19 protein-coding genes are annotated in these 25,329 nt (G+C 67.6%); 2 read left to right on the forward strand and 17 right to left on the reverse strand.

Annotated elements, in window-relative coordinates:
• Positions 1–4: 4 nt before the first annotated feature.
• From F9K07_RS28820 to F9K07_RS28895, 16 genes are all read right to left on the reverse strand, one after another.
• Entirely contained in the window at positions 5–1,339 is a 1,335-nt protein-coding gene (locus tag F9K07_RS28820; protein ID WP_236581744.1) for an ABC transporter substrate-binding protein, read from the reverse strand.
• A 47-nt stretch (positions 1,340–1,386) separates the two neighbouring features.
• Complete coding sequence (locus tag F9K07_RS28825) at positions 1,387–2,178, reverse strand: HpcH/HpaI aldolase family protein (RefSeq protein WP_159596656.1); 792 nt, start codon at positions 2,176–2,178, stop codon at positions 1,387–1,389.
• A gap of 12 nt (positions 2,179–2,190) precedes the next feature.
• Positions 2,191–3,186 (reverse strand): Bug family tripartite tricarboxylate transporter substrate binding protein, encoded by a 996-nt coding sequence (locus F9K07_RS28830; protein ID WP_159596657.1) that lies wholly within the window; start codon positions 3,184–3,186, stop codon positions 2,191–2,193.
• 19 nt (positions 3,187–3,205) lie between these two features.
• Positions 3,206–4,279: a LacI family DNA-binding transcriptional regulator gene (locus F9K07_RS28835; RefSeq protein ID WP_159596658.1), complete on the reverse strand. Its 1,074-nt coding sequence runs from the start codon at positions 4,277–4,279 to the stop codon at positions 3,206–3,208.
• Complete coding sequence (locus tag F9K07_RS28840) at positions 4,276–5,037, reverse strand: SDR family NAD(P)-dependent oxidoreductase (protein ID WP_159596659.1); 762 nt, start codon at positions 5,035–5,037, stop codon at positions 4,276–4,278. The genes F9K07_RS28835 and F9K07_RS28840 overlap by 4 nt, the downstream gene beginning before the upstream one ends.
• 7 nt (positions 5,038–5,044) lie before the next feature.
• On the reverse strand, positions 5,045–6,367 hold the full coding sequence (hisD, locus tag F9K07_RS28845; protein ID WP_159596660.1) for a histidinol dehydrogenase: 1,323 nt from the start codon (positions 6,365–6,367) through the stop codon (positions 5,045–5,047).
• A 127-nt stretch (positions 6,368–6,494) separates the two neighbouring features.
• Positions 6,495–6,971 carry a DUF5990 family protein gene (locus F9K07_RS28850; protein ID WP_159596661.1) on the reverse strand — a complete coding sequence of 159 codons (477 nt, stop codon included), beginning with the start codon at positions 6,969–6,971 and terminating at the stop codon, positions 6,495–6,497.
• A 151-nt stretch (positions 6,972–7,122) separates the two neighbouring features.
• The gene (locus F9K07_RS28855; RefSeq protein ID WP_159596662.1) at positions 7,123–8,160 is read right to left on the reverse strand and encodes a Bug family tripartite tricarboxylate transporter substrate binding protein; all 1,038 of its coding nucleotides are present in this window, start codon (positions 8,158–8,160) and stop codon (positions 7,123–7,125) included.
• A gap of 10 nt (positions 8,161–8,170) precedes the next feature.
• Positions 8,171–9,448, reverse strand: coding sequence for a pyridoxal-phosphate dependent enzyme (locus F9K07_RS28860; RefSeq protein WP_201451493.1), 1,278 nt, complete (start codon positions 9,446–9,448; stop codon positions 8,171–8,173).
• Positions 9,445–10,641: a M24 family metallopeptidase gene (locus F9K07_RS28865; protein ID WP_159596663.1), complete on the reverse strand. Its 1,197-nt coding sequence runs from the start codon at positions 10,639–10,641 to the stop codon at positions 9,445–9,447. Before F9K07_RS28865 ends, F9K07_RS28860 begins: the two co-directional genes overlap by 4 nt.
• A gap of 5 nt (positions 10,642–10,646) precedes the next feature.
• Positions 10,647–11,471, reverse strand: a complete 825-nt coding sequence (locus tag F9K07_RS28870; RefSeq protein ID WP_159596664.1) for an IclR family transcriptional regulator — start codon at positions 11,469–11,471, stop codon at positions 10,647–10,649.
• Between the two features lie 283 nt (positions 11,472–11,754).
• Positions 11,755–13,023, reverse strand: a complete 1,269-nt coding sequence (mltA, locus tag F9K07_RS28875; protein ID WP_159596665.1) for a murein transglycosylase A — start codon at positions 13,021–13,023, stop codon at positions 11,755–11,757.
• A gap of 118 nt (positions 13,024–13,141) precedes the next feature.
• Positions 13,142–13,771, reverse strand: coding sequence for a response regulator transcription factor (locus F9K07_RS28880; protein ID WP_159596666.1), 630 nt, complete (start codon positions 13,769–13,771; stop codon positions 13,142–13,144).
• Between the two features lie 31 nt (positions 13,772–13,802).
• Entirely contained in the window at positions 13,803–15,848 is a 2,046-nt protein-coding gene (locus F9K07_RS28885; protein ID WP_159596667.1) for a two-component system sensor histidine kinase NtrB, read from the reverse strand.
• A gap of 3 nt (positions 15,849–15,851) precedes the next feature.
• A complete protein-coding gene (locus tag F9K07_RS28890) occupies positions 15,852–16,658 on the reverse strand; it encodes a carbon-nitrogen hydrolase family protein (protein WP_159596668.1) in 807 nt (268 codons plus the stop codon).
• An 80-nt stretch (positions 16,659–16,738) separates the two neighbouring features.
• On the reverse strand, positions 16,739–20,926 hold the full coding sequence (locus F9K07_RS28895; protein WP_159596669.1) for a YhdP family protein: 4,188 nt from the start codon (positions 20,924–20,926) through the stop codon (positions 16,739–16,741).
• Positions 20,927–20,940: 14 nt separating this feature from the next.
• On the opposite strand from F9K07_RS28895, the gene glnE reads away from it, so the two are divergent.
• Both glnE and F9K07_RS28905 read left to right on the forward strand, forming a co-directional pair.
• The gene (gene glnE, locus F9K07_RS28900; protein WP_159596670.1) at positions 20,941–23,763 is read left to right on the forward strand and encodes a bifunctional [glutamate--ammonia ligase]-adenylyl-L-tyrosine phosphorylase/[glutamate--ammonia-ligase] adenylyltransferase; all 2,823 of its coding nucleotides are present in this window, start codon (positions 20,941–20,943) and stop codon (positions 23,761–23,763) included.
• On the forward strand, positions 23,760–24,407 hold the full coding sequence (locus tag F9K07_RS28905) for a rhomboid family intramembrane serine protease (protein ID WP_159596671.1): 648 nt from the start codon (positions 23,760–23,762) through the stop codon (positions 24,405–24,407). The genes glnE and F9K07_RS28905 overlap by 4 nt, the downstream gene beginning before the upstream one ends.
• Before the next feature lie 15 nt (positions 24,408–24,422).
• Here the strand turns inward: F9K07_RS28905 and F9K07_RS28910 are convergent, their stop codons facing one another.
• A complete protein-coding gene (locus tag F9K07_RS28910) occupies positions 24,423–25,268 on the reverse strand; it encodes a ferritin-like domain-containing protein (protein WP_159597153.1) in 846 nt (281 codons plus the stop codon).
• Positions 25,269–25,329 lie beyond the last annotated feature (61 nt).

Here is a 25,329-nt window from a genome sequence, read left to right on the forward strand (position 1 = left end):
ACCATCAACCGCGGCGCCGGCCGCCAGCGCGCTGCGTGATCTGCTCCACCTGACGGGCGGCGGCATCGAGCGTGGGCTTGACCGCCTTGTTGCTGGAAACGATGTCGGAGATGGCGGTCTCCAGCACCGTGGCTACCTGTGGCCACACCGTCATCTTCGGCAGGGTGCGCGCATTCTCCAAACTTTGCAACGCGGCCTGGTGCAGGCCGAAGTTGGCTTGGTTGACCTTCTCGTTGCGGAAGGTGGAGATGTGCGTGGCCACGATGTCGGCGGTGTTCGCGTCGCTCTTGTCGGAAACGATGGCCGCTTCGAGCGCCGGGTTGGTGACCCACTTCAGGAATTCCCAGGCCGCTTCCTTGTTGCGCGATTGCTTCGACATACCGAAGGGCATGACGATCGCCACGGAGGGCGTCTTCTTCTCCCCGATGCTCAGCATGGGTGCGAAGCCGACTTGATCCGCCTTGAGCTTGCTGCGGTCGCCGGTGAGCACCGAGTAGGTCCACCACCAGACCATCATCGAGGCCGAGTTGCCCTGGGCCATCGAGTTGACCATGTCGTACTCGTTGAACTGCGTGGAGCCGGGGTTGGCGACCTTGTGCTTGAACAGCACGTCCACATAAGCCTGCGTGGCGGCCACACCGGCGGCGTTGTTGAAGATGGGCTTGCCTTGTGCGTCCAGCACATCGGAGCCGTGGCCCCACAGGCAGTTGAACCACAGCCAGAGGTTCTGGAAGCCGCTGCCTTTCACGTAGTCCATTGCCACGCCGGCCACGCCGGTCTTGTCCTGCACGGCGCGCGTGGCGGTGAGCATTTCGTCCCAGGTGGTGGGCACTTTGGCGCCGGCCTGTGCGAACAGGTCCTTGCGGTAGAAGTAGAGCTGCGGGTGGGCACGCACCGGCAGACCGTAGTTGCGGCCTTCGAACATGGCGGCTTCGCTGAACACCTTGGGGTAGCGCGCGAGGTCGAGCTTGTCGGCCTTCACATTGGCGTCGATCGGCTCCAGATAGCCCGCGAGCGCGGCGAGCCAGCTGTCCTGGTACGCGATGAGGTCGTAGGCGCCGTTGCCGGCCACGGCTTCGGTGGTGATCTTGTCGAGCAGTTGGCCGTAGGGCACGTAGGTGTAGACGACCTTGATGCCGGTGAGCGATTCGAACTCGGCCAGGCGTTTTTCCTGTGCGCGGAACTGCGAGGCCGGTGGCAGCAGCAGGTTCACCGTTTTGCCCGCGTAGGGCTTGCCGGGCTTCAGGCCGTGCTCGGGTGACTGCGCATAGGCGAAAGGCGCAACCGCCTGCGCGGCGATCGCGGTGGCGCTGGCTTGGATGAAGTGTCTTCTTTGCATGTCTTGTCTCCTGTGGGCTGCTTGCGGTGGTTGACGAAAAAAGCTGTTCAGTACTGAAGGGGGGCGGCGGCCGGCTCGCCTTGCGCGGCCTGGCGCAGCGCGCGCGTGATGAGGGCCGTGGCCACGTTGGCGAAGAAGCTTGCGCCCAGAGCGCCGAAGTGCCGCTCGTCTTCGGGCGAGAGGCCGAGCGTGCCCGCGGGCTTGCCGGCATCGGCCACGGCGCGCAGGGCGCGGCCGATGGCGGCATTCACGTCCGGATGCCGCCAGTTGTCGCCCTGGCCCATCGAGTGCGACAGGTCGTTGGGACCGATGAAAACGGCGTCGACACCGTGGATGGCGGCGATGGCGCTGGCGTTGTGCACGCCTTCGGGGGTCTCGATCATCGGAATGAACACGATGCCTTCATTGCTGCGCGCGGTGTGGCCGTTGCCACCGAAGGCGCCGTAGCCGGCGGCGCGCGGGCTGAACGCGCTGCCCCGCTGGCCCGCGCCGGGGTAGCGGATCTGTTGCGCCAGTGCCGCGACCTTTTCCGGTGTATTGCACATCGGCACCATGACGCCGCTGGCGCCCATGTCGAGCACGCGGGGAATGTCGTGCGGCAGGCATCGCACCAGGGGCACGATGCGGCTGCCGCGCGCGGCCCGCAGCAGATGCTCGGTGGTGCTCAGATCGGCCGCGCCATGTTCGTTGTCGATAATGACGAACTCGAAGCCGGCGTAGCCGCACATTTCGATCAGGCCCGGGCTGGGCAACGCGGTGAAGATGCCGCGCACGCGTGTGCCGTTGCGGAGAATGCCGGGCAGGCGGCCGTCGAGGGGATGTCGGTCGAGATGGTCCATGTCAGGGCTGGCTCAGTCGATGGTGATCTGGTTGGTCTTGATCACGTCGGCGAATTTCTTGGTCTCGTCCTGGATGAACTTGCGGAACACCGCGGGGCTCATGGGCTTGGGCGTGAAGCCCTGGGCGGCGAGCTTGGCCTTGACCGCCGGGGTGTCCAGCACCGCCACTACTTCCTTGTTCAGGATGTTGATCACGCTCTCGGGTGTGCCCGCCGGCGCGAGCAGGCCGAGCCAGGTCACGGCTTCGAAGCCGGGCACGCCCACTTCGGCCACGGTGGGCAACTCGGGCGCGAGTTCGGAGCGGGTCTGGCTCGTCACCGCCAGCGCGCGTGCCTGGCCGTTCTTCGCGAAGGCCAGGGCCGTGGTCATGTTGTCGAACTGCATGTCGATCTGGCCGCCCGCGAGATCGGCGAGGGATTGGCTGCTGCCCTTGTACGGCACGTGCACCGCCTTGCCGCCAATGCGGTTGAGGAACATGACGGTGGTGAGGTGCTGCGAGGTGCCGTTGCCGCTGGTGCCGTAGGACAGGCCGTCCTGCTTCGCCTTGATCGCCGCGATGAGCGCCTGCGCGCTGCGCGCTTCGGTCTTCGGACCGGCCAGCAGCACCAACGGCGTGCTCGCCAGTTGCGTGATGGGCGCGAAGTCGCGCTCGACGTCGTAGCCGATCTTCTTCAGCAGATGCGGGTTGACCGCGAGCGCCGTTTGCGTGCCGAGCAGCAGCGTATAGCCATCGGGTTTGGCGCGCGCCACGAATTCCGTGCCGATGCCACCGCCTGCACCGGCGCGGTTCTCCACCACCACGCCGCTGTTCCAGCGTTTGCCCAACTCGTCGGCGACCAGGCGCGCAATGATGTCGGTGGCGCCGCCGGGCGCGAAGGGCACGACGATGCTGACGCGCCCGCTGCCGGGGTAAGCGGCCTGCGACATGGCGGCAGTGGGCACAGCCATTGCAGCGCCGGTCAATGCCAGCAGCGCGACACGGCGGGAGAAGAATGTGGACAAGGTCATGGGGGTGTCTCTGTGGTTGTCAGGATCGGGTAGCAGGAGATACGTTTGCTTTGCGGCGAACCGATGCGCGCGCCGATGAGGCAGAAGGCGCGGCACGCACGGAACCGCGCTCCATCAGACGGCAGCCGATCACGATGCTGCGCGCGGGCGCTGTGTTGTCCATGCGCTCCTTGAGAAGCGTGACCGTGGCTTCCACCATGGCCGGCACGTCCTGCACCACGGTGGTGAGCTGGTAGCTGCCCCAGGCGGCCTGCGGCACGTCGTCGAAGCCGACCACGCTCACGTCTTGCGGCACACGCAGGCCCAGTTGGTGGCGCAGCACGTCCATGGCGGCGATGGCCATGTGATCGTTCGCGGCGAAGAGCGCGTCGGGCCGCTCGGTGCCTTCAAACAGTTCCAGCGTGGCGGCCTGCGCGCGCTCGAAGCTGTAGTGGCCGACGGCGCGCTTCCATACCGAGTGCCCGGCATCCCGCAGGCCTTCGACGAAGCCGCGCTCGCGTTCGACATTGGTCGACGAGTTTTCCAGGCCCGCGAGGAACGCGATGCGCCGGTGCCCCCGCTCGACGAGGTGCTGCGCCACGAGCCGGCCGCCTTCGTGGTTGTCGGAGCTGACCGAGATGGTGTGGGGCCGCGTGGTGTCCACGTCGGGCAGGCGGTTGAACAGCACCACCGGCACGCCGGAGTCCACGCACTGCTGCGCGAGGTCTTGCGACAACATGGCCGACGCGATCACGATGGCGTCCACCTGGTATTGCAGGATCTCGGCGAGCGCGCCGTCGGTCTCATTCTCGTCGCTGATGAACATCAGCACGTGGTAGCCCTCGCGTTGCAGCAGTTGTGACAGCTGCTGGATCACCAGGGGATAGAACTGGTTCTGCAGATAGCCCATCACCAGCGCCACGATGTGGCTGCGCCGCGTGATGAGGCTGCGCGCCAATGCGTTCGGGCGGTAGCCCAGCGTCTTGGCGGCTGCCACGACGCGTTCGCGCGTGGCGTCCGACACGCTGGCACCGGGCGTGAACGTGCGGCTCACGGCCGACTGCGACACGCGCGCCAGGCGTGCCACTTCCTGCGCCGTGGCGCTGGTTCTCATGCGGCGCTCCACCCGCCGTCGAGCATGAGCGCGCTGCCCGTCATGAGGCTGGAGGCGTCGCCAGCGAGGAACACCACCGCACCCATGATCTCGTCCAATCGCCCCAGGCGGCCCAGTGCGATGCGCTCGAGCACCCAACCGCGAAAGCCATCGTCGGCGAACATGCCGGCGGTCATGGCGGTTTCGATGAAGGTCGGGCACAGGGTATTGACACGGATGCCCGCGCTGCCGAGTTCCCAGGCCAGCGCTTTCGTCATGCCTTCGATGGCGTGTTTGCTCGCGCAGTACAGCGTGCGGCGTGGGCTGCCCACCACGCCCATCTGCGACGAGATGTTGATGAGCGAGCCCGTCAGCCGCTCGGCCAGCAAGCGGCGCGACACGGCGCGCGACACGTAGAACGCCGCCTTGACATTCAGGTCCAGTACCGCGTCGATGTCGTCGTCCGTGACGTCCACCAGCGGCTTGGGCCGGTTCATGCCCGCGCTGTTCACGAGCACCTGGTACGGCGGGCGCTCGGCCAGTTGCGCGTCCACCGCGCGTGCATCGGTCACGTCGACCACCATGAAATCAGCGGTGCCACCCTCGGTGCGGATCTGATCGCAGGCCTGGCGCAGCTCGTCTTGCGAGCGCGCGGCCAGCGTGACGGCCGCCCCCGCCTGCGCGAGCGCGGCGGCGGCGGCCAGACCAATGCCCCGGCTCGCGCCGGTGACGAGCGCGCGCCGGCCTTGCAGACCCGATGGTGGTGTGCGTGGGAGCATGCTCAACTCAGGCTTCCAGAGCGGGCACGGGTTGGTACCACGGCACGTCGGCGCGGGTACCGTAGCGGCGCACCCGCAGGTTGGCCTGTTCACCGTGGCCGGCGAAGTTTTCCATGTGGCACAGGCGCGAGCAGTACTCGCCCATGGTGGCGCTGGCCTCGTCGGTCAGCACCTTCTGGTAGGTGCAGGTCTTGAGGAACTTGCCCACCCACAAGCCACCGGTGTAGCGCGCGTTGCGGTTGGTGGGCAGCGTGTGGTTGGTGCCGATGACCTTGTCGCCGAAGCTCACGTTGGTGCGCGCGCCGAGGAACAGCCCGCCGTAGTTGGTCATGTTGTGCAGGAAATAGTCCGGGTCGCGCGTGATCACCTGCACGTGCTCGAACGCGAGTTCGTCGGCCTTCTGCAACATTTCTTCCTGCGTGTCACAGACGATCACTTCGCCGTATTCGGCCCAGCTCACCGAGGCCACACCGGCCGTGGGCAGGATGGTGAGCTGGCGATCGATTTCCGCCATGGTCTCGCGCGCCAGCTGTTCGCTGGTGGTGAGCAAAATGGCCGGCGACGTGGGGCCGTGCTCGGCCTGTCCGAGCAGGTCGACCGCGCACATCTCGGCGTCTGCCGTCTCGTCGGCAATCACCAGGGTTTCGGTCGGACCCGCGAACAGGTCGATGCCCACGCGGCCGAACAGCTGGCGCTTGGCCTCGGCCACGAACATGTTGCCCGGGCCGACCAGCATGTCCACCGGCGCGATGGTCTTGGTGCCCACGGCCATCGCGACCACGGCCTGCACGCCACCGAGCACGAGGATTTCGTCGGCGCCGCCCATGGCCATTGCCGTGACGATGGCGGGGTGCGGGGCACCTTGGTACGGCGGCGCCGTGGCCACCACGCGCTTCACGCCCGCCACCTTGGCCGTCAGCACGCTCATGTGGGCGGAAGCCAGCAACGGGTACTTGCCGCCGGGGATGTAGCAACCCACGGCATTCACCGGAATGTGCTTGTGGCCGAGGATGACGCCGGGGTAGGTTTCCTGCTCGACGTCTTTCATGGAATCGCGTTGGATCTGCGCGAAGTGGCGCACCTGCTTCTGAGCGAAGGTGATGTCTTCGATCTCGCGCGCCGAGAGCTTCTTGCGTGCGGCCTCGATCTCGACTTGAGAGAGGCGGAAGTCCGCCGGATCCCACTGGTCGAATTGACGGCTGTATTCGCGCACCGCGTCGTCGCCGCGTTGCTCGACTGCTTTGATGATGGATTCCACGGTCGCGCGGACCTTGGCATCGTCCTCGGCCCGGACTTCGACGTCCTTACCGCGCTTCAAATATCTGATCATTTCCTGGCTCCGTAGTGGCTGTGCATCCGAATGCATAGAACTGTGCAGGCCGTGCATACGTATGCAAATAGGGGAAAACCCGAGGTTATTCAGGGGCCAGTGCGGCCGCGCATCGGGTGGTGCTGGTTCAGCGCGGGCGCGCCACCAGTTGCCAGTGGAGCAAAGGCGGGTGGACCGTCGCGCACACCGGGCCGCCGTCGGGCATCGTGCCGTGGATGCGGCCTTCGATGGCGCGGTCGGGATCGCCAGCGGCGGCTTCCACCAAGCCGCGCGGAATGCCGCCCAGCTGGATCTTCGCCCTGCGCTCCCAGGGCGTGTTCTGCTGGCCCGCGTATCCACCCGAGTTCACATAGACGAAACGGTCTGCCGGTGTGCCCTGCGCGAACGGGCCACGGAAGTTGAAGGATCCATCGGCCAGCGCGGGGCCGATATCCATAGTGATGGCGAAGGAGATGGATTCGGCGGACGCGGCATACGGCGGCCACAGGCCGTCGCGCCCTTGTTGCACGGCGAACAGGACGCCGGATGGGAATGCCGTGAGGGTCAGGATGAGCTGGAGTGCGTGGCTTGTCCTCGCATGGTGGGGCAGGCGGATGGCGGTCATGCGCGGATTCTCGTCGCTCTTATTCCGAATGGTGTCGGTCCTGCGCGGCAGGCCGCAGCAGGCATCCACCTGCACCACACCCATACGAACATCTGTCCTCTGCGGCACGGTCCGTGGCATCAAGCCATCGCTCGCACGCGCCGATGCGACATCACTCGAACTTGATGCGGCCCGTGTCGACCACCTGTTTCCAACGCGCCACGTCCTGCGCCATGAAGGTCGCCAGCGCATCGGGCGAACTGGCCCTCACTTCCATCGATGCGGTCGCCAGTTTCGTTTGCACGTCGGCATCTGCCAATGCCTTGACCAGTTCACGGTTCAGCGAAGCGATCACGGTTGGTGGCGTGCGGGCGGGCACCGCCAGGCCGTACCAGCTGGTGTAGTCGTAGCCCGTCAATCCGGCCTCGGCGACGGTGGGCACGTCGGGCAGGACCTTGGAGCGCACGCTGGGGCCGATGGCCAGCGCCCGCACCCGGCCTGTCTTCACCATCGGAATGGCAGAGGGATCCACAAACGACACATCAACCGACTTGTTGATCACGGCGGTAACGATCTCCGAACTCGACTTGAACGGCACATGGAGCATCTCCACGCCAGCGGATTGCATGAGCAGCTCGGCTGCAAGGTGCTGGGAGTTGCCGACACCGCCCGATGCCACCGTCAGTTGGCCGGGGCGGGCCTTCGCGGCGGCAATCAACTCCTTGAGGTTTTTCCAAGGCGCGTCAGGATGGGCAATGAAGATGGGTGACAGCGCAACAGCCATGCCGACCGGCGCAAAATCCTTCACAGGATCGAAAGACAGTTTGCGCCCGGCGACCGCGGCAATCGTGTTGGAAGGCGTCGCCACCAACAGCGTGTGTCCGTCTGCCGGCGCGCGTGCGACAAATTCGCTGCCGATCATCCCGCTCGCACCCACGCGGTTTTCGACAACAACCGGCTGCTTGAATGCTGCGCTGAACTTTTCCCCGATCAAGCGCGCGAAAACGTCGGGTCCGCTGCCAGGCGCGAACGGCACAACGATCTTGATGGTCTGCGACGGGAAATCCGACTGCGCAAGTGCGGATACGTGCATGAGGGCGGCAGGTACCGCTGCCGCTGCGGCGATGAGAGAACGTCGAAGCATGAAAGCACTCCAAGTAAGAAGATAGGGCCTGGTATGGCGGGGAAAGTGGGAAGAGACCTGACGCACAGGGTCGTGACTAGCGCACCGAACCACCACGCTGCGACAACAGGTTGTGGGTGGCGCTCGCGAGCTCCGGGATCTGCTCCCGGCCCACGGTGACGACGGGCAGCGGATTCCAGCTCCCCGTTGACTTGTCGGTGTCCTTGAGGCCAGAGGCGGTCGCCAGGCAAACGACCGTATCGTCCTCCCGCATCACACCGCTGCGCGCGAGCTGCCGCGCTGCGACAAAGGGCATGACACTGGCCAGTTCGTACAGCAAGCCCTCGCGGCATGCCACCAGCTCCTGCATATCGATGAGGCCTTCATTGCCGATCTGCACGGCCAGACCATCGCTCATACGCAACCAGTGAAGGGCCTGGTAGGTACTCTGGTTTGCACCGACCGACGCGGCCAGCGTGGCGTACTCTGCATCCACCGCGTCCACGCAGTCGGTCTGATGGGCCATGGCGTTGACGAGCGAGCCATGGGCCTCGGCCGCCACCAGCCGGGGGCGCTTGTCGATCTCACCAGCGCATAGCAAGTCCTCGAAACCCTGCGCGATACCGGCGAGGGCGTCGCCATAGCAGACGGGCATCACGACCCAGTCCGGGGCACTGCCCAAGTCACCGACGATCTCATAGGCAATGGTCTTGTAGCCTTCGATGCCCACCGCCGTGCTGCCCACCACCGGCGCGGCATGCGGAGACGTGACGTACCAGCCGTGGCGAGCAGCGCCTTCGGCCAGCAACGGCCAGCGCAAGCTCTTGTCGTCCATCATGACGAGGTGCGCGCCGTACTTGCGGATCTGCGCCATCATGGGACCGGAGGCGCCTTTCATGGAGGCCACCACGCACTGCAACCCGGCTCTTGCAGCGTAAGCCGCCAGCGACGCTCCGGCATTCCCTGACGAAGCGGTCGCGACGACGGACGCCCCTTGAGCCCGGGCGTGCGATACGGCCACTGCGCTGAGCCGGTCTTTGTAGGAGTGCGTCGGATTGCACGACTCGTCCTTGATATACAGCCTCTTCAACCCCAGGAGCTCGCCCATCCGGCGTGCAAGGTGCAGTGGCGTGCCACCCTCGCCCAGCGTGACCGCCTGATCGGTGGGCACAGGCAGCATCTCGCCGTAGCGCCACATGCCCGGTGGCATGGCATGCTTGTTCTTGAACCGCCAGCCTGGCACCTCCTGCGGGTCGTACACAACGCGCAGGTTGCTCGCCAGCTTGCCGGTGCAGGCCGCACAACCCGATCGGGCAACTTGCGGCGCATACCGCGTGCCGCAGCGCAGACACTGCATGGCAACAGGGCGGCTCACGCGAGCACCTTCAACGCACCGTCCTCGCGGTGCAGCAGTTCGACGCCGTCCTTGCGGACCACAACCGTGTTCTCGACCTGGAGACCGCACCAGCCGAACTCGTAATACGGCGTCTCGACACACATCACCATGCCTTCCTCGATGACCTGTTCGTTGGTCGGTGTGAGATCGGGCATGTCATAGCCGTCAAGGCCGATGCCGTGGCCGACGTGGCTGCGCTGGTAGTGCGGTATGCCGGACTTGCGTGTGGCCGCCATGGCGGCCTCGTAAACAGCGGACGAACTCACACCCGGTCGGATCGTGTCGAACGCCGCCATCACGCCGTTGTGCAGGGCCTTGTGGTACTGCGCGAGCTTCTTGTCCGGCTCGCCGAGAACGGCAATGCGGGCGATGTCGGCGCGGTAGTTGCCGTAGCGTCCGCCGCAGTCAAAGCGGATCACATCGCCCGCCTTCAGCCGGGCGTGGGAGGGATAGACGTTCGGCATGGCGGACCGGGTGCCGAAGCCGAGGCATCCGAGCACGGGCGTTGCGTCGCCTTGCACGGTGGCGGCGTGGAACACGCGCGCCATTTCGATCTCGGAGATGCCGGGCTGTGCGACCTTCAGCGCGGCGGCAACCGATTCCTCCGCGATCGTGGCGACCCGACGCAGTCGCTCGATTTCCTGAGGTGTCTTGACCGCACGGATTTCGCGGAACAGCCTCATGGCCGGAACAAGCTTCGCGTCCGGCAGCTCCTGTTGGATGCGCTCCCAATGCCCGGGCATCAATCCCATTTCATCGATGCCCAGAGTCCCTTTCTCAAGACCGAGCGAGCGGATGGATTGGACGAGGGCGGAGATGGCGTCTTTCTCCTCTGGCTGTTCGAAGAGGCTGAGGAGGCGGTCGTCCAACGGCGTCATGGCGCCTTCGGCCCGATCGACGTGGAAGAAGCCGTACCGGCTCACGTGCTGAACCCACACATCTTCCTGGTCGACGAGTTGATCGAGCAGCGACGTGGGTGCGATCACCCGGGTCTGCTCGACATCTTCCACCGGCAGCAACACGTAGACCTGGGGCCCACGTCGAATCCATTGAGAGAGCGCCCAGTAGCCACTGGCATAGGTCACGTTTTCGGGCGAAGTGGCCACCAGAGCGTCGAGTCTGTGTTGGGCGGCGAGCGATTTCAATCGCGGTTTGTTCAGAAGGGTTTCCATGGATCTCAGTGGGTGGTGTTCGTGCGGCGCGCAGGAGTCGGCACAGGTTGAATGGCAACGTGCCCGTGGGATGGGGGGGTGAAACCCAATGCGGCGGAACACCGCAACCCGGCACGAACGACGAGATCGGCAATCTCGGGCCATTCCTTCGGTCCGCGCTGGGCCTTGAGGAAGGCCACGCTGATGGCCGCGACGACCATGCCGTCGTGGTTGCGGATGGGCGTGCCGATGGAAACGACGCCCAATTCGTTTTCCTCGTCAGCGATCGAGTAACCCACACGCCTCGTCAGCTCCAGCTCCTTGGCGAAGGTACGAGCCGCAGTGAGGGTGTGCTTCGTGCGCGCGGCGTAGGGCGCTGCACCCAAGATTTCTTCAAGGCGATCCGAGGGCAACTCGGCCAGGAGGGCCTTTCCCAATGCAGTCGCGTGCGGAGAGACACGCTCCCCCGCCGCGGCCCGGATGGCAATCGCGCCATGGCTCTGCACGGTGTGCAGGTAGACGACCGCCTCCTGTTGGAGCACGCCCAGAAAGCCATTGAGCTGGTGCTGCTCGGCCAGGATGCGCAACTCGCTTGAAGCGCTCGCGTAGAGCTCGTCGCTTCGCACCATCTTCGATCCCAATGCCAGCGCACTCACGCCGAGCCGGTACTTGCGCGTCTCCACGACCTGTTGCAGGTACCCAGCTTCAACGAGCGTGTTGACCAGGCGCTGTGCGATGGAAGGGCTGATGTCGAGTAGCCGCGCGACTTCGCGAATACCCAGATGCTCCGAACTGGCGTTGATCGCGTCCAGCAACCGAAGCCCTCTCGACAAAGATTGATTGGTTGACATATGTTCCTATAATCGGTACAGTGTTCCTGTGAAAGGAATTGTCCCATAGGAAAACCTTGGAGGTCAAGGCGTTCTTTCGCGCGCGCGCCGTCCTTCTGCCGCGCAGCGCTGTGGCCGAGGCAGTGAAATGATTGGGATGAAGTCGCGCCAAAGCTGGCTGACGCGACGCTCGACAGTCTCAGTGGTGAGACGATTCGACAGCAGCAAGACGCTCGTCGAGCGTCTTGTTTTTGAGCGGACTGCGCAGGTCCGTCAGACCCACGGCCGTGTTGCTACACCCGCCTCACCGCGGCCACAGCACCCACATCTGCAGCGGCTGCTTGAGCGCAGCGGCCGTGGTGTAGGCCTCGTCGGTCCATGCGCCCCAGCCGGTGAACAGATCGGCGCGCACCGCGCCGACGATGGCGCCACCGGTGTCCTGCGCCATCACGAGTCGCTGCGTGTTCAGCGTGGGGCCTTGCGAGGCCAGCCACACCGGGGTGCCGTACGGAATGCTCTGCGGATCGACGGCGATGGAGCGCCCCGGCGTGAGCGGCACGCTTTGCGCGCCGCGCGGGCCGAAGCGCGCGTCGAGTTCGGACAGCGCCTCTTCGCGGAAGAACACGGTGCGCGGATTGCTCCACAGCATGTCATTGAGACGCTGCGGGTTCTGCACCGCCCAGGCCTTGATGGCCGACCACGACGCTTCGTTGATGGCGCGCTGGTCGAGCAGCCAGCGGCCCACGCTCTGGTAGGGATGGCCGTTGTGCGCGGCGAAGGCCACGCGCACCTGGCGCGCCGTGCGGCCATCGGCCTCCACGATGTTGAGCCGGCCTGAGCCCTGGATCTGCAGGATGAGCGCGTCGATCGGATCTTCGAGCCAGGCGATGGCGCGGCCCTGGAGCGCGGCTTGCGCGGCAGGCAGGGTGTCGATGTCCTGGCGGCTGTACCAGGCCTGGCCCGAACGCAGGCCGGCGGGCGGCGCGAACAGAGGCACGCGGTAGGTGGCGGTGGGCACGCGGCTGGCGGCCATGATGGGCTCGTAGTAACCCGTGAGCAGACCCGCGGGCGGCGTGCCGTCGGGCTCGGTCACGCGGTAGGGCCGAAAGCGCCGCATCACCCAGGCGTGTTGTTCGGCGGGCGTGGCGATGGAGAGTTGGCGCACCTCGGCGCACAGGCCCGCGTGCCCGGCCACCGGCCGTTCGCAGCCGCGCACCCAGGCGTTCCACACTTCGTGCAGGTTGTCCTGTCCCCAACCAGGCAGCTCGCTCCAGCGCACCGGCACCCACAGACTCTTGCCGCGCGCGATGGGGGCGGGCAGTGGCCCCGCGTCGTCGGGCGTGGTGAGCACCGGTGGCGTGCTCGGTGCGGTGGTGGACGGGGGAGAAGGCCTGGACGGAGAAGGCCGTGGCCCGATCGCGCACGCGGCCAGGCTTCCTACAATGAGAGCGCTCAGCCCCCAGCGCAGCATGCGCGCCCACCCTGCCGACCCATCGTTCCTGTCCATGATTCTGTTATTGCTCGAAGCGCTTGCCGCGCTGGTGTTGTTGCTGTTCATCGTGTGGTGGACCATGTTTTCAGGGCGCAAGAAGGGCGAGCTGCCCGACACGGCGCGCGACGAGAAGAGCAACGGCCCGAAGGACGAGGACGCACCGCAAGGCCCACGGCAGTAATCTTGGCGAGGTGAGTACTCATGTCGCGCGCAACACGTTGGCCAGTTCGACGGCGGACTTCACGCCCATCTTGTCGAACACGCGCGAGCGGTGCACCTCGACCGTGCGCACGCTGATGTTGAGCTGGTCGGCCACGAGCTTGTTGGGCAGGCCGGCGACCACCAGGTCCATCACGTCGCGCTCGCGATCGGTGAGACCATCCAGCCGCTGTTGCAGTTCGCGTTTGATGCGTTGCTGCGCCTGCACGTCGCTAGAGCGGTTCAGCGCCTGCTCGACGCGGTCGACCAGGGCGTTGTCGGAAAACGGCTTTTCGCAGAAGTCGAAGGCGCCGCGCTTGACCGCGTCGACGGCCGTGGCCACATCGGCATGGCCGGAGAGAAAGATCACCGGCATCGCGGCCTGCCAGGGCAGTTCGAGCAGACGCTCGAACAAGGCCAGGCCGCTCATCTCGCCCATGCGCACATCGAGCAGCACGCAGCAGGGCGCCTCGGGTGCTGCGGCCCATACGGGTGCGCCCGCCTGGAAGGCCTCGGCGCTGTCGTAGCCCTCGCTGAGCAGGCGGCGTGTGCGCAACAACCAGGCGAGCGCCTCGCGCACGCCCGCGTCGTCGTCCACGAGATAGACCTTGGCGTCCGGGTGCTGTGTCATAGAAAACGATGATATAGACCAATCTCGTCGCTCATGGCGCGGCGGGCAGTGTGAAGCGGAACACGGTGCCGCGCGGGCGCGCGGGCTCGTGGGTGAGAGCCCCGCCATGTTGCTCGATGACGGTGCGGCACAGGCTCAGGCCAATGCCCATGCCTTCGGGGCGGGTGGTGAAGAAGGGGGTGAAGAGCTTGTCGACCACTTCGTCGCTCATGCCGTGGCCGTGGTCGGTGATGGCGAACGACACCCAGCTCTTGCGGATATGTTCGTAAGACGTTCCGCCCGCATGCGGACGCAGCCGGCCCACTTCGATGCGCAGCAGGCGCAAGCCGGAGTGGGTGGGCGGGTCGCCCTGCGGCATGGCTTGCACACCGTTGCGCGAGAGGTTGAGCAACACCTGTTCGATCATGGTGCGGTCGCATTGCACCTGGGGGCATTCGGGCTCGATGTGGATCTGCAGGCGGATGTTCTGCTTGTTGACCAGCAGGCCGAGCAGGGGCTGGATGGCATCGATCAGGCTTTGCGGCGTGACCGTCTCGCGCACGCGCTCGCGCCGCCGCACGAAGTCGCCCACGCTCTTGATGACGCGGCCGGCGCGCTCGGCCTGTTCGGCGATGCGCCGCATGGCCTGCGCCAGATCGGCGTGCAGGGGGTTGGAGACGCTGGATTCCAGCAGGTTGAGCGTGCCGCTGGCGTAGCTGGCGATGGCGGCCAGCGGCTGGTTGAGCTCGTGGCTGAGCAGGGTGGCCATTTCGCCCACGGTGGTGAGGCGGGCGGTGGCCTGCAGGCGTTCGCGCGAGGCGCGGTTGAGCTCTTCGACGCGGCGCTGTTCGGTCAGGTCGATGATGGCGCCCATGAAGCCGGTCTGCTGGCCTTGCGCATCGATCAGCGGCGCTTCGATGATGAGCACCGGAAAGCGCGTGCCATCGGGCCGGCGGAACACCGATTCGTGGCCCTCGCGCGGCAGCACCTGGTTGGCCAGCCGCACCTCCTGGCGTTGCTGGTATTCGTCGACCAGTTCGGGCGGCCACCACGGCGCGGGCGGCCCCGTGCCGACGAGTTGCTCGGCGCTCAGCCCGACCATTTCACAGAAGGCCGGGTTCACGTAGGTGATGCGGCCGTCCATGTCGCGCGCGCGCAGCCCGGTGACCAGCGAGTCTTCCATGGCCTTGCGAAACGCGAGCGCGCGGGCCACTTCGAGTTCGGCGCGCTGGCGGCGGCGGATGTCGCGCCCCAGCAGGTACAGCACCGACAACAGGGCCAGCGAGAGCGCGCTGACCATGGCGGTGAGCACGTTGGGAAACAGGCCCCGCGCCTGCCGCTGGCTCTGCAGTTGCAGCATGAGCGTGTAGCCGGGCAGGTCGAGCACGGCGCGCGCGGTGAGGTTTCGGCGCGTGCCGTGCAAGGTGCTGAGCATGGCCAGGCGCGTGCCGTCGGCGTCGCTGAAGCCCAGGCCGCGACCGCGCACGGTGCTTCTGCTGGTGAGTTCGGCGAGCATGCCCGGCAGGGAGTAGGTGGCCACCAGGAACCCGGCGGGCCGCCCCTCGTTGGCAATGGGCAGGCACATTTCGATCATCTCGACGCCGCGGCCGTTGCTCATGGGCCAGAAGTAGCTGCTGGAGTAGGCCGGGCTGCTCTGGCGCTGGGCGGCATCGCATGCGCCCCGGACCTCGTGCATGGCCTGCTCACGTGTGAAAACGCCCATGAGGTCGGGCACGTACAGGCTGTCGCGATGCGCCACCAGGCGCAGCTCGGTGTCGCGCCATTCCAGGCGCATGGCTTCGCGGCGCTGCGTCAGGAAGTCGGCCGCCAGAACGCCCCAGTCTGAGACCGATGGCGCCACGCTGTGCAGGGACTGCAGCGTCTGCACGTTGTGCAGGAGGTTGCTGCCGATCTCGTTTGCAATGGTCTCCGCATCCTGCTCGAGCTCGATCTGGTCGCGCGTCTCTTCGTATTGGGTGGCGAGGAACACGAGCACCGACAGCATCACGACCACGAGCAGGATGAGCGCGGCCCACAGGCGCCACCGGCTGGAACGCAAACGCTGGCGCCACGCGCTGCGCACGGGCGTCTCTTCCATGCTTCAGAGTCTGCGGTGCTGCAGCGAAGGCAACTGCTCGCGCACGCGCAGCAGGTGTTCGGCGTCGAGATCGGCCATCACCACGCCGGGACCTTCGGCCTGCAGGGCCATCACCTCGCCCCAGGGGTCGATGACCATGGTGTGGCCCCAGGTGCGCCGGCCGTTTTCGTGCACGCCGCCTTGCGCGCTGGCGATCACGTAGGCCTGGTTTTCAATGGCGCGCGCGCGCAGCAGCACTTCCCAGTGCGCGCGGCCGGTGGTGTAGGTGAAGGCCGAGGGCACGAGCAGGATGTCGGCCGCGAGCATGCGGTAGAGCTCGCCAAAGCGCAGGTCGTAGCACACGCTTTGGCCCACCCGCCAGTCGCGCCCGTTGCGGTCGCGGCATTCGAACACGGTGGGCGTTTCGCCGGCCACGAGCACGGCGGCTTCGTCGTAGTGCTCCTTGCCGTTGTCGTAGCGGAACAGATGGATCTTGTCGTAGCGGCTGGCGCTTTCGCCGCGCGGGTTGTAGACCACCGAGGCGTTGGCCGCGTGGGCGGGGTCGTCGGTGGCCATGGGCAAGGTGCCACCGACCACCCACATCTTGAGGTCGCGCGCGGCGTCCGAGAGAAAGTCCTGCACGGTGCCCAGACCGGGGGTTTCGGCCAGCACGAGCTTGTCTTCGTCCTTGGCGCCCATGAAGCAGAAGTACTCGGGCAGTACCGCGAGTTCGGCCCCGTTGGCCGCGGCCTGGCGCAACAGGCGCAGGGCCTCGCTGAGGTTGGCATCCAGGCTGATGCCCGAGACCATCTGGAGGGCGGCGACTTTCATGGCGGGGTCCTTGTCTGGTGTTCGATGCGGGGCGATTCGAGGCGATGGGGCGGCTGCGGCCCCGAGAATACCGCGCCAATCTACTGCCGCACGGGCGCGGGGTCGGGCGGCGCGGCGGAAACAGGGGGCGAAGACCGCTCGATCTTGTCGACTTGTGGATCGGCCCAGCTGCCGGTGATGCGGAAATGCTGCGTGGTGGCCGATTGCAGGGGTTGGCGCAGCAAGTAGTTGGCGAGGAAGGCGCCCAGGCCGATGGCGGGGTTGATGGCGGTGGCGATGAGCGAGGCGGTGCCGGCGTTGATTTCGGGCACCACGACCACCTTGAGGTCCTGCCGCTCGCGCGCGATGTCGGCGCTGCCTTCCATCAGCACCGCCGCGTTCACGCCCTTCATCTGCAGGTTGTTGGTGGTCAGCACGCCTTTGTCCATGTGTGCATCGCCGCGCACGAAGTCGAAGGCGAAGCCTTCGGAGAACACGTCGCGGAAGTCCAGCGCGAGCCGGCGCGGCAGGGCCTGCAGGCTGAGCACGCCGAGCAGGCGGCCCGCGCCGGCCTCGGCCTTGAGGAACTGGCCGCGTTCGATGTCGGCGTGGATCTGGCCGTCGAGGCTGGCGTAGTCCAGCGACAGCGGCGAACCGGCCCAGCCGATCTGGCCTTCCAGCCGCCCCTTGCCGCCGCGCACCAGGCCATCGCGGCCGAAGCGGGCGAGCAGTTGACCGGAGTCGTCGATGTCGAGGCGAAAGTCCAGCGTGGTGCGGCGCGCGCCGCCGCTCGCCCCGCGCGGCAACGCCCAGTAACCGGTGGCGCTGAAGCGCGCCTCGGGCACGCCCAGGCGCAGTTTGGTCAGGCGCCACTCGGCTGCGCGCAACGGCGCACTTTGATGGACGGCCTCGACCTCCACCTTGCCCAGGTGGCGCCCGGCCAGCACCAGATCGTCCACCGCGATGTCGAGCGAGGGCACGCTGGTGGGCTGTTGCAGCAGTTGCTCCACATCCGACGCCGCCGACGGCTCCAGGCGCAGGCGCGTCAGCCGCGCGTGCACATGGCCCGGCGTGCCGGCGCCGGCCTGCCGCACCTCGACGTAGCCATTGAGCTCGTCGGCATCGAGGTTGGCGCGCCAGTGGGTGCCCTCGCGCGACCCACCCAGCACCACACGGTGGAAGCTGCGCCCGCCGAGAAGGACACGCTCGGCGCGCAGGGCGATGGTGGTGGGGAGGTAGGCCAGAGCGGTGTTGGGGTCGGTGGCCACGGGGCCGGCGCGCGGCGGCGCGGCGGCCACGCCTGCGTCCACCCCGGTGGCGTTCTCCAGCGCCTGCTCCCAGGCATCGACATCGACTTGCCCGAACTGTGCGTGGGCGGCCACGCCGGTGGCGGGCAAGGGTGCGGTGTCGCCGCTGTTCGTGCCGGCGGTGATCACGCCGCGCAGCACGCGCGGTTCGGCCCCCTGGAGGTCGCGCTCGTAGTGCAGGGACAGCACGGGCGCCAGGGACGAGCCCAGTTGGACTGCCAGCCGGTCGGTGCGCGCGCGGCCATCGGTCTCGGTGAGCACCGTGTTCTCCACGCTCAGCGGCAGGCTGGTCTCGGCCGGCTTGCCCAGCGGCGCGGGCAGGTTCAGGGCCATACCTTGCAGGTTGCTCACCACCTGCAGCTCGGGCACGCCCGCGCGAAAACCGAGCTGGGCGGTGTAGGCCGTGCTGCCGCTGGCGCGCTGGAAGAGGCGCGAGGCAAAGCCCAGGCCGGCCTCGCGCAGGCCCTCGGCGCTGGCCACACCCTGGCCACGGAACTGGGTGCGCGTGACGCCTTGCGCATCGCGCGCCAGGCCGCCTTCGAAACGCAGGTCGCCACCATACAGGCGGGCCTGGCCGGCCTTCACGGAGAAGCCGGTGTCGCTGAAGGCCACCGTGCCTGCGGCGCGCGCGAGCAGGGGAGACTCGGGCGTGATCTGCAGGTCGTTGCCGGCGAGCTGCACGCTGCCCTGCACGCGGGTGTCGTGGGTGTTGGCCAAGGGCATCTGCAGCCCGAAGCCGACCTGGGCCTGGCCACCGATGCGCGTGCGTGCCAACGCCTCGCTGGTCATGGCATTGAGCGGCGAGTGCTGCACGAAGCCCAGCACTTCGTTGGCAGGACCCTGGGCGCGCGCGTCCACGGCAAGCACGGCGTCGTGCCCGAGGTGGGCGATGTGCACCTGCCCCTGGGACAGGCGCACGCCCGGCGCGTTGGCCACGCCGCCGGCGAGCTGGGTGATCCGCAGCGAGGCGCGGTCCAGCACGAGCTCGCCCTCGATGCCGCGCAGCCCCGGCCAGGCCGCCTCCCCTTCGTGCTGCAGGTAGGCGGGCACGTAGTCGAAGTCGAGCTTCTGCAAGGGTGCGGTGATGCGGAACACGCCTTCGTCACCGGGCCGGTCGAAAGGCACGTGGTCCAGGCGGCCCTGCACCCGGAAGCCGACCTGCTGGGAGCGGCCGGCGCGCACCGCCTCGCGCACGTAGCGCCGCGCGTCGGCGTTGACACTCAACGGCAGGTAACGGTGCACGCGCGTGGCGTCGGCCCGGGTGAGTGTGGCGGTGAGGTCAAGCTCACCAGGAAAGCGCGAGGCGGGGGTGCCGGCCGCCGCGTCGCTGGTGTGCCAGCGCACCTGGGCCGTGCCTTCGGCGTCGGCGTTGCTCAGGCGCACGTTGTTCAGTTCGGCTTCGATGCGATCGCCCTTGAGCCGCCACACGGCGTCGGCCTGCAGGCTGTCCACCGGTACGCTGGGGTCTTCGAAGATGTCGGGCAGTTCCACTGTGCCCTGGGCCACGCGGATCTGCGCCTTGCCGCCGTTTTGATTGGCATCGAATTCCACCGTGGCGTTGGACAGGCCCGGGCGCCCGGGCAGCGGGAACTGGCCACTCTGGGACAGGCGGCCGCTGGGCTCGCCCGCCAACGACAGCCCGCTGGCGCGGCCCCGCACCAGATAGGTCTGGGGGTTCCAGTCGCCGCTTGCCGCGGCATCGGCCTTGTTCTGCCAGCGCGCCGAGAACCCGTCCACCCGGCCCACGGGGTTGAGCTGCGCCAGGCGGCGGTGCGCCTCGGGCGGCAGGGGCAGGCGGCTGGCGAGAGCGGCCAGCGCGCCCAGTTCGAGCCGTTCGGCGCTGAGCTCGGTGCTCGCACCCTGGCCCTGCGTGGCGGCGACGTGTTGCACCCGCAAGGGGCCGCCGGGCCACTCGACACCTTCGCGGGTGCGCAAACGCAGGTCTTCGGTGGAGGCGGTGAAGCCCGCGTCGGACCAGCGCGCGGCGATGCGCCCTTGCAGATCGTCGACCGCGAGGGCCGGCAGGTCGGGCCCGAGCTGGGCGTCGACGTTGTGCAGCGCCAGATCGGCCGTGACGCCGGCCACCGTCCCATCGGCCACCTCGGCCCAGGCGCGCACCGCGCCCTGCCCGGCCCGCAGGTCCACGCCCCAGGTGGAGAGGTCGGCGTGGGCACGCAGGCGCGCCACGTCCACACGGGTGAAGTCGGCATAGAGTTCGCCGTCCCAGTTGTGCCAGGGTTGCAGGTGGGCCGCGCGCGGGCCGAGTTCGATCAACGGCTCGCGCAGCCGCCCCCGCAGGCTCATGCGCTCGCCCCACTCGGGCGGCGGCGTTGCGTCGAGCCGGAACTGGTGCGTGCGCCGGGTGTTGCGCACCACGAAGTCCAACGCGTGCAGCGCCAGTGTGGGCTGGGCGCGCTGTTCGTCCGTCCAGCGCACGGTGCCCTCGCGGATGACGAATTCGCGCAAGGCGAAAAACCAGTCGGCGGCGGCGCCATCGCCCTCACCCGGCCCGGCGATGTCGATCCCGGCCACTTCGATGCGCCCTTGCGCGGTGCGCCGCACATCCAGCACCGCCTGGTCGATCACCACCTGCTCGAAATTGCGGTGCCAGAGCGAGCGCACCGACACCGAGGCGCGCACCAGCGGCAGGTGCAGTGCCACGCGGCCTTGCGCATCGAGCAGTTGCACGTTGCGCAACTCGAAGGAAGGCACGAGCGAGGGCAGCCAGCGCCCTCCATCCTCGGACGTGTCGGCGCGGATGTCACCCACCCGCACGGGTGTCCCTACAGCCTGACTGGCCCAGCGTTCCAGATCAGGACGCCATTCGCCGATTCGCGGCACAATCCACCCGTTCAACGCGCCCCAGGTCAGCACGAAGAGGCCCCACGCCAGGAACACGAGCCACAAACAGAGTCGGGCCAGCACCGAAAGTGTCTTGAGGGTTCGCGTGGCAGAAGCGATGGGAGCCGGGCTTTGATTCATGTCCACCGCAAATTATGACGGCCAGCCACTTCCCAGGTTCCACCGCGGACGCCCCCGTTTTGTCATCAAATGTGAGCCCCTGCGCGACCCTCTCGGCCGAGGACCGCAAGGCCGATCTCTCGCGTTTCGTGCAGCGGGTTCGGCGCCGCTACAGCGACGAACTCGCCTGTCTGCCCGAGGGTGATCCCGCCAAAGCGGACATGCAGCGGTGCCTGGCGGCCTTGCGCGAACGCGGCCTGCCCATGCCCGCAGCGCTGCGCGTGCTGCGCCAACTGGTGCTCGAACGTCTCGTGGTGCTCGACTGCGAGCAGGGCGCGTCGCTGACCGTGGTCACGCGCGCGGTCACGGAGCTGGCCGAGCTCGCGCTCGACGAAGCCTGCGCGCTGGCCTTTGCCGAACTCGACGAACTGCACGGCGCGCCACAGTGCGAGAGCGCCAGCGGCGAGGTGCAGCGGGCCCAGATGTGGGTGATCGGCATGGGCAAGCTGGGCGCGCGCGAACTCAATGTGTCGAGCGACATCGACCTGATCTACGTCTACGACCAGGACGGCGAGACCGCCGGCAACGCGCAGGGCCGCAACCGCATCAGCAACCACGAGTACTTCGGCAAGGCCGTCAAGCACATCTACAACACGGTGGGCGAGACCACCGAGCACGGCAACGTATTCCGTGTCGACCTGGCCTTGCGGCCCAATGGCAACTCCGGGCCGAGCGCAGTGTCGCTCGGTGCGCTGGAAGAGTATTTCCTGGTGCAAGGGCGCGAATGGGAACGCTTTGCCTGGTTGAAGAGCCGCGTGATCGCACCCACGCGCTGCATCCAGGACCGCAGCGCGAGCGCCCTGCGCGGCACGGTGCTGCCCTTCGTGTTCCGCCGCTACCTGGACTACAGCGTGTTCGACGCCTTGCGCAACCTGCACCGGCAGATCCGCGAGCACGCGTCCAAGCGCGCCGCCGGCAACCCGGGCCGCTCGAACGACGTGAAGCTCTCGCGCGGCGGCATCCGCGAGATCGAATTCACCGTGCAGCTGCTGCAGGTGGTGCGCGGCGGCCAGTTCCCCGAACTGCGCACGCGCCCCACGCTGGACGCGCTGCAACGCCTGTGCAAGGCCGGCCTGATGCCACCGGCCACGGCCACCGCGCTGGCCGAGGCCTACACCTTCCTGCGTCGGGTGGAGCACCGCATCCAGTACCTGGACGACCAGCAGACCCACGTGATGCCCACGCGCGACGAGGACCTGGCCTGGCTCGCCGCCACGCTGGACTACCCCGACGTGTGCGCCTTCCTGCACGCACTGGATGCGCACCGCGAACTGGTGGCGCAGGAATTCGACACCTTGCTCGGCGGCGCCACGCGAGGCGGCTGCAACGGCAAGACCTGCAATGGCAAGAACGGCGCGAACGGGCGCAGCGCAGCCGACGAACTCGAGAGCGTGCTGGCCCAGTTGCCCGAGGCCTTCGCGGCCCGCGTGGGCCAGTGGCGCGAGCACCCGCGCGTGCTCGCGCTGCGCGAAGACACGCGCGCGCGCCTGGTGCGGCTGGTGCAGCGCACCGGCGCCTGGCTCGACGAAGGCCGCGTGAGCGAAGAGGCCGCGCTGCGCATGGCGGACTGGATCGAGCCGTTGCTGCGCCGCGAGAGTTACCTGGCGCTGCTGCAGGAGCGGCCTTCGGTGCACGAGCGCCTGTTGCGCCTGCTGGGCGCGGCCAAGTGGCCGGCGCGCTACCTCATCAAGCACCCGGGCGTGATCGACGAACTCGCCAGCCAGCAGTTGCTCACCGACCGCTTCGATGCCGCGCAGTTCGAGGAGGAGCTCGAAGCACGCCGCGCGGCGCTGCGCTCCACTGGCGAAGACGATGAAGAAGCGCTGCTCAACCTGCTGCGCCGCGCGCACCACGCCGAGGTGTTCCGCACGCTGGCGCGCGACCTGGAGAAGGTGCTCACCGTCGAACAGGTGGCCGACGACCTGTCCGCCCTGGCCGACTCGGTGCTGCGCACCACAGCGCGCTGGTGCTGGGCGCGCCTGAAGAACCGCCACCGCGACGAGCCCAGCTTCGCCATCATTGGCTACGGCAAGCTCGGCGGCAAGGAGCTCGGCTACGGCAGCGACCTGGACATCGTGTTCGTCTACGAGGACGAACACGAGAACGCCTCCGAGGTGTACGCCGCCTTCGTGCGCAAGATGATCAACTGGCTCACGGTGAAGACCGGCGAGGGCGATCTGTTCGAGATCGACACCGCCCTGCGGCCCAACGGCAACTCGGGCCTGCTGGTCACCAGCTTCACCGCCTACGCCAACTACCAGCAACAGCGAGGCAGCAACACCGCGTGGACCTGGGAACACCAGGCCATGACGCGCGCCCGCTTCGTGCTCGGGGCGGTGGCGCTCTCGGGCCGCTTCGATGCCGTGCGCGAAAACGTGATCACTGCCGCACGCGACGCCGCGTCGCTGGCGGCGGAGATCATCGCCATGCGCGCCAAGGTGCGCGCGGCCCATCCGGTGCGCGGCACGCAGTTCGACGTGAAACACAGCCCGGGCGGCATGGTGGATGTGGAGTTCGCCGTGCAATACCTGGTGCTGCTGCATTCGCGCGAGCACCCCGAGCTGCGCGCCAACACCGGCAACATCAACCTGCTGCACCGCGCCGAGAGTGCGGGCCTGCTGACGCCCGGCATGGGCGCGGCGGCAGCGCGGGCCTACCGCGAGCTGCGCCAGATTCAGCACCGCGCGCGGCTGGACGAAGCGCCCACGCAAGTCGACGCCGAGCAGGTGCAGGACGCGGCGCGCGCGGTGCTCGCGCTGTGGGAACACGTGCTCGTACGCACCACCTCGCCCCTGTGAGCGCCCCCACTTCGCGCACTTGGTCGCGCAGTTGGTGGAGTCTGTGCGCCCTGCATGCGGGCGCCAGCGTGCTGCTGTGGTGGATCGGTCAAGACAGCGCCAGCGCGCTCGTGTGGCATGCCCGCGACTGGGTGCAACACCCGTGGACGCTGTGGACCAGCGCCTGGGTGCACCTGGGTCTCGGGCACCTGGTGGGCAATGTGCTGGCCCTGGGCGCCGTGGCCGCCGCGGGCGGGGTGCTGCGCGCCGATGCGCGTTGCACCGTGGCCTGGTTGCTGGCCTGGCCGCTCACGCAGGTCTCGCTGCTGCTGTGGCCCACGGTGGACTACGCGGTCGGCCTCTCCGGGCTGCTGCACGCGGGCGTCTTGCTGCTGGCGGTACCGCTCGTGTGGGGGCCGGCGCCGGTGCGCGTTCCGCGCCTCTGGGGTGGGGTCTTGCTGGTGGGCGCGTTGACCAAGGTGGCACTGGAGCACGGCTGGTCGCAGCCCTTGATGCCCCCGGCGGACGCGGGCATGACGGTGGTGCAGGCGGCGCACACGACGGGCGCCTTCTGGGGGCTGGTGCTGGGCCTGGGCGTGGTGGCGTGGCAGCGCCACGCACGCCGTCGAGAGGGCGCAAAAAAGCCCGCCGAAGCGGGCCTCTGACCAGGGCCGACCGCGTCAGACGGCAGAAGAAGCCGCTGCAGGCGTGATCGACTTGCGGAAGCGGTTGAGTTCCTGCACGGTCTTGAAGCTCTGCTCCATGAGCAGGCTCAGGTTGTGCAGGATGCGATCGACCACACGCGTTTCCCACACCGCGTCGAAGTTGATCTGCTTGTCCAGCCAGTGCTCCAGCCACTCGGGGTTGGGCAGGCGGCTCTGGATCGTGTCCTTGGGGAACAGGTCCTTGTTCACGTGCAGGTTGGTCGGGTGCAATGCCTGCGCGGTGCGCCGCGCGCTGGCCATGAGCACACCCACCTTGGCGAAGGCCCCGCGCGCCTCGTCGCCGAACTTGCCGATCGCGCGCTTCATGTAGCGCAGGTAGGCGCCACCATGGCGGGCCTCGTCCTGGCTGAGCGTGCTGTAGATCTGCTTGATGACCGGCTCGGTGTGCCATTCGCTGGCGCGGCGGTACCAGTGGTTCAAGCGGATTTCGCCGCAGAAGTGCAGCATGAGCGTCTCCAGCGGCGGCGCCGGGTCGAACTCGAAGCGGATGTCGTGCAGCTCCTGCTCGGTGGGCACCAGCTCGGGGCGGAAGCGGCGCAGGTACTCCATCAGCACCAGCGAGTGCTTCTGCTCTTCAAAGAACCAGATCGACATGAAGGCCGAGAAGTCCGAGTCGTCGCGGTTGTCGCGCAGGAACATCTCGGTGGCGGGCAGCGCGGCCCACTCGGTGATGGCGTTCATCTTGATGGTCTGGGCCTGCTCGTCGGTCAGCGCACTGGCGTCGAACTTGTCCCAGGGAATGTCCTTGTCCATGTCCCAACGCACGGATTCAAGCTGTTTGAAGAGTTCAGGGTAGAGCATGGTGGTCTTTCTTGAGGCGGACATTCTATTCGGCGGGCCCTCCCGGGCCGTGACAGGCGGT

Origin of the sequence: Hydrogenophaga sp. BPS33 (assembly GCF_009859475.1) — a bacterium.
Lineage (GTDB): Bacteria > Pseudomonadota > Gammaproteobacteria > Burkholderiales > Burkholderiaceae_C > Hydrogenophaga.

Coding starts and splice junctions, on each gene's coding strand:
- F9K07_RS28910 (WP_159597153.1), bottom strand. CDS start 25,268: ATGCTCTACCCTGAACTCTTCAAACAGCTTGAATCCGTGCGTTGGGAC.
- glnE (WP_159596670.1), top strand. CDS start 20,941: ATGACGGCCAGCCACTTCCCAGGTTCCACCGCGGACGCCCCCGTTTTG.
- F9K07_RS28825 (WP_159596656.1), bottom strand. CDS start 2,178: ATGGACCATCTCGACCGACATCCCCTCGACGGCCGCCTGCCCGGCATT.
- hisD (WP_159596660.1), bottom strand. CDS start 6,367: ATGATCAGATATTTGAAGCGCGGTAAGGACGTCGAAGTCCGGGCCGAG.
- F9K07_RS28820 (WP_236581744.1), bottom strand. CDS start 1,339: ATGCAAAGAAGACACTTCATCCAAGCCAGCGCCACCGCGATCGCCGCG.
- F9K07_RS28890 (WP_159596668.1), bottom strand. CDS start 16,658: ATGAAAGTCGCCGCCCTCCAGATGGTCTCGGGCATCAGCCTGGATGCC.
- F9K07_RS28880 (WP_159596666.1), bottom strand. CDS start 13,771: ATGACACAGCACCCGGACGCCAAGGTCTATCTCGTGGACGACGACGCG.
- F9K07_RS28895 (WP_159596669.1), bottom strand. CDS start 20,926: ATGAATCAAAGCCCGGCTCCCATCGCTTCTGCCACGCGAACCCTCAAG.
- F9K07_RS28830 (WP_159596657.1), bottom strand. CDS start 3,186: ATGACCTTGTCCACATTCTTCTCCCGCCGTGTCGCGCTGCTGGCATTG.
- F9K07_RS28865 (WP_159596663.1), bottom strand. CDS start 10,641: ATGGAAACCCTTCTGAACAAACCGCGATTGAAATCGCTCGCCGCCCAA.
- F9K07_RS28850 (WP_159596661.1), bottom strand. CDS start 6,971: ATGACCGCCATCCGCCTGCCCCACCATGCGAGGACAAGCCACGCACTC.
- F9K07_RS28885 (WP_159596667.1), bottom strand. CDS start 15,848: ATGGAAGAGACGCCCGTGCGCAGCGCGTGGCGCCAGCGTTTGCGTTCC.
- F9K07_RS28835 (WP_159596658.1), bottom strand. CDS start 4,279: ATGAGAACCAGCGCCACGGCGCAGGAAGTGGCACGCCTGGCGCGCGTG.
- F9K07_RS28870 (WP_159596664.1), bottom strand. CDS start 11,471: ATGTCAACCAATCAATCTTTGTCGAGAGGGCTTCGGTTGCTGGACGCG.
- mltA (WP_159596665.1), bottom strand. CDS start 13,023: ATGGTCCACCACACGATGAACAGCAACAACACCAGCGCGGCAAGCGCT.
- F9K07_RS28840 (WP_159596659.1), bottom strand. CDS start 5,037: ATGCTCCCACGCACACCACCATCGGGTCTGCAAGGCCGGCGCGCGCTC.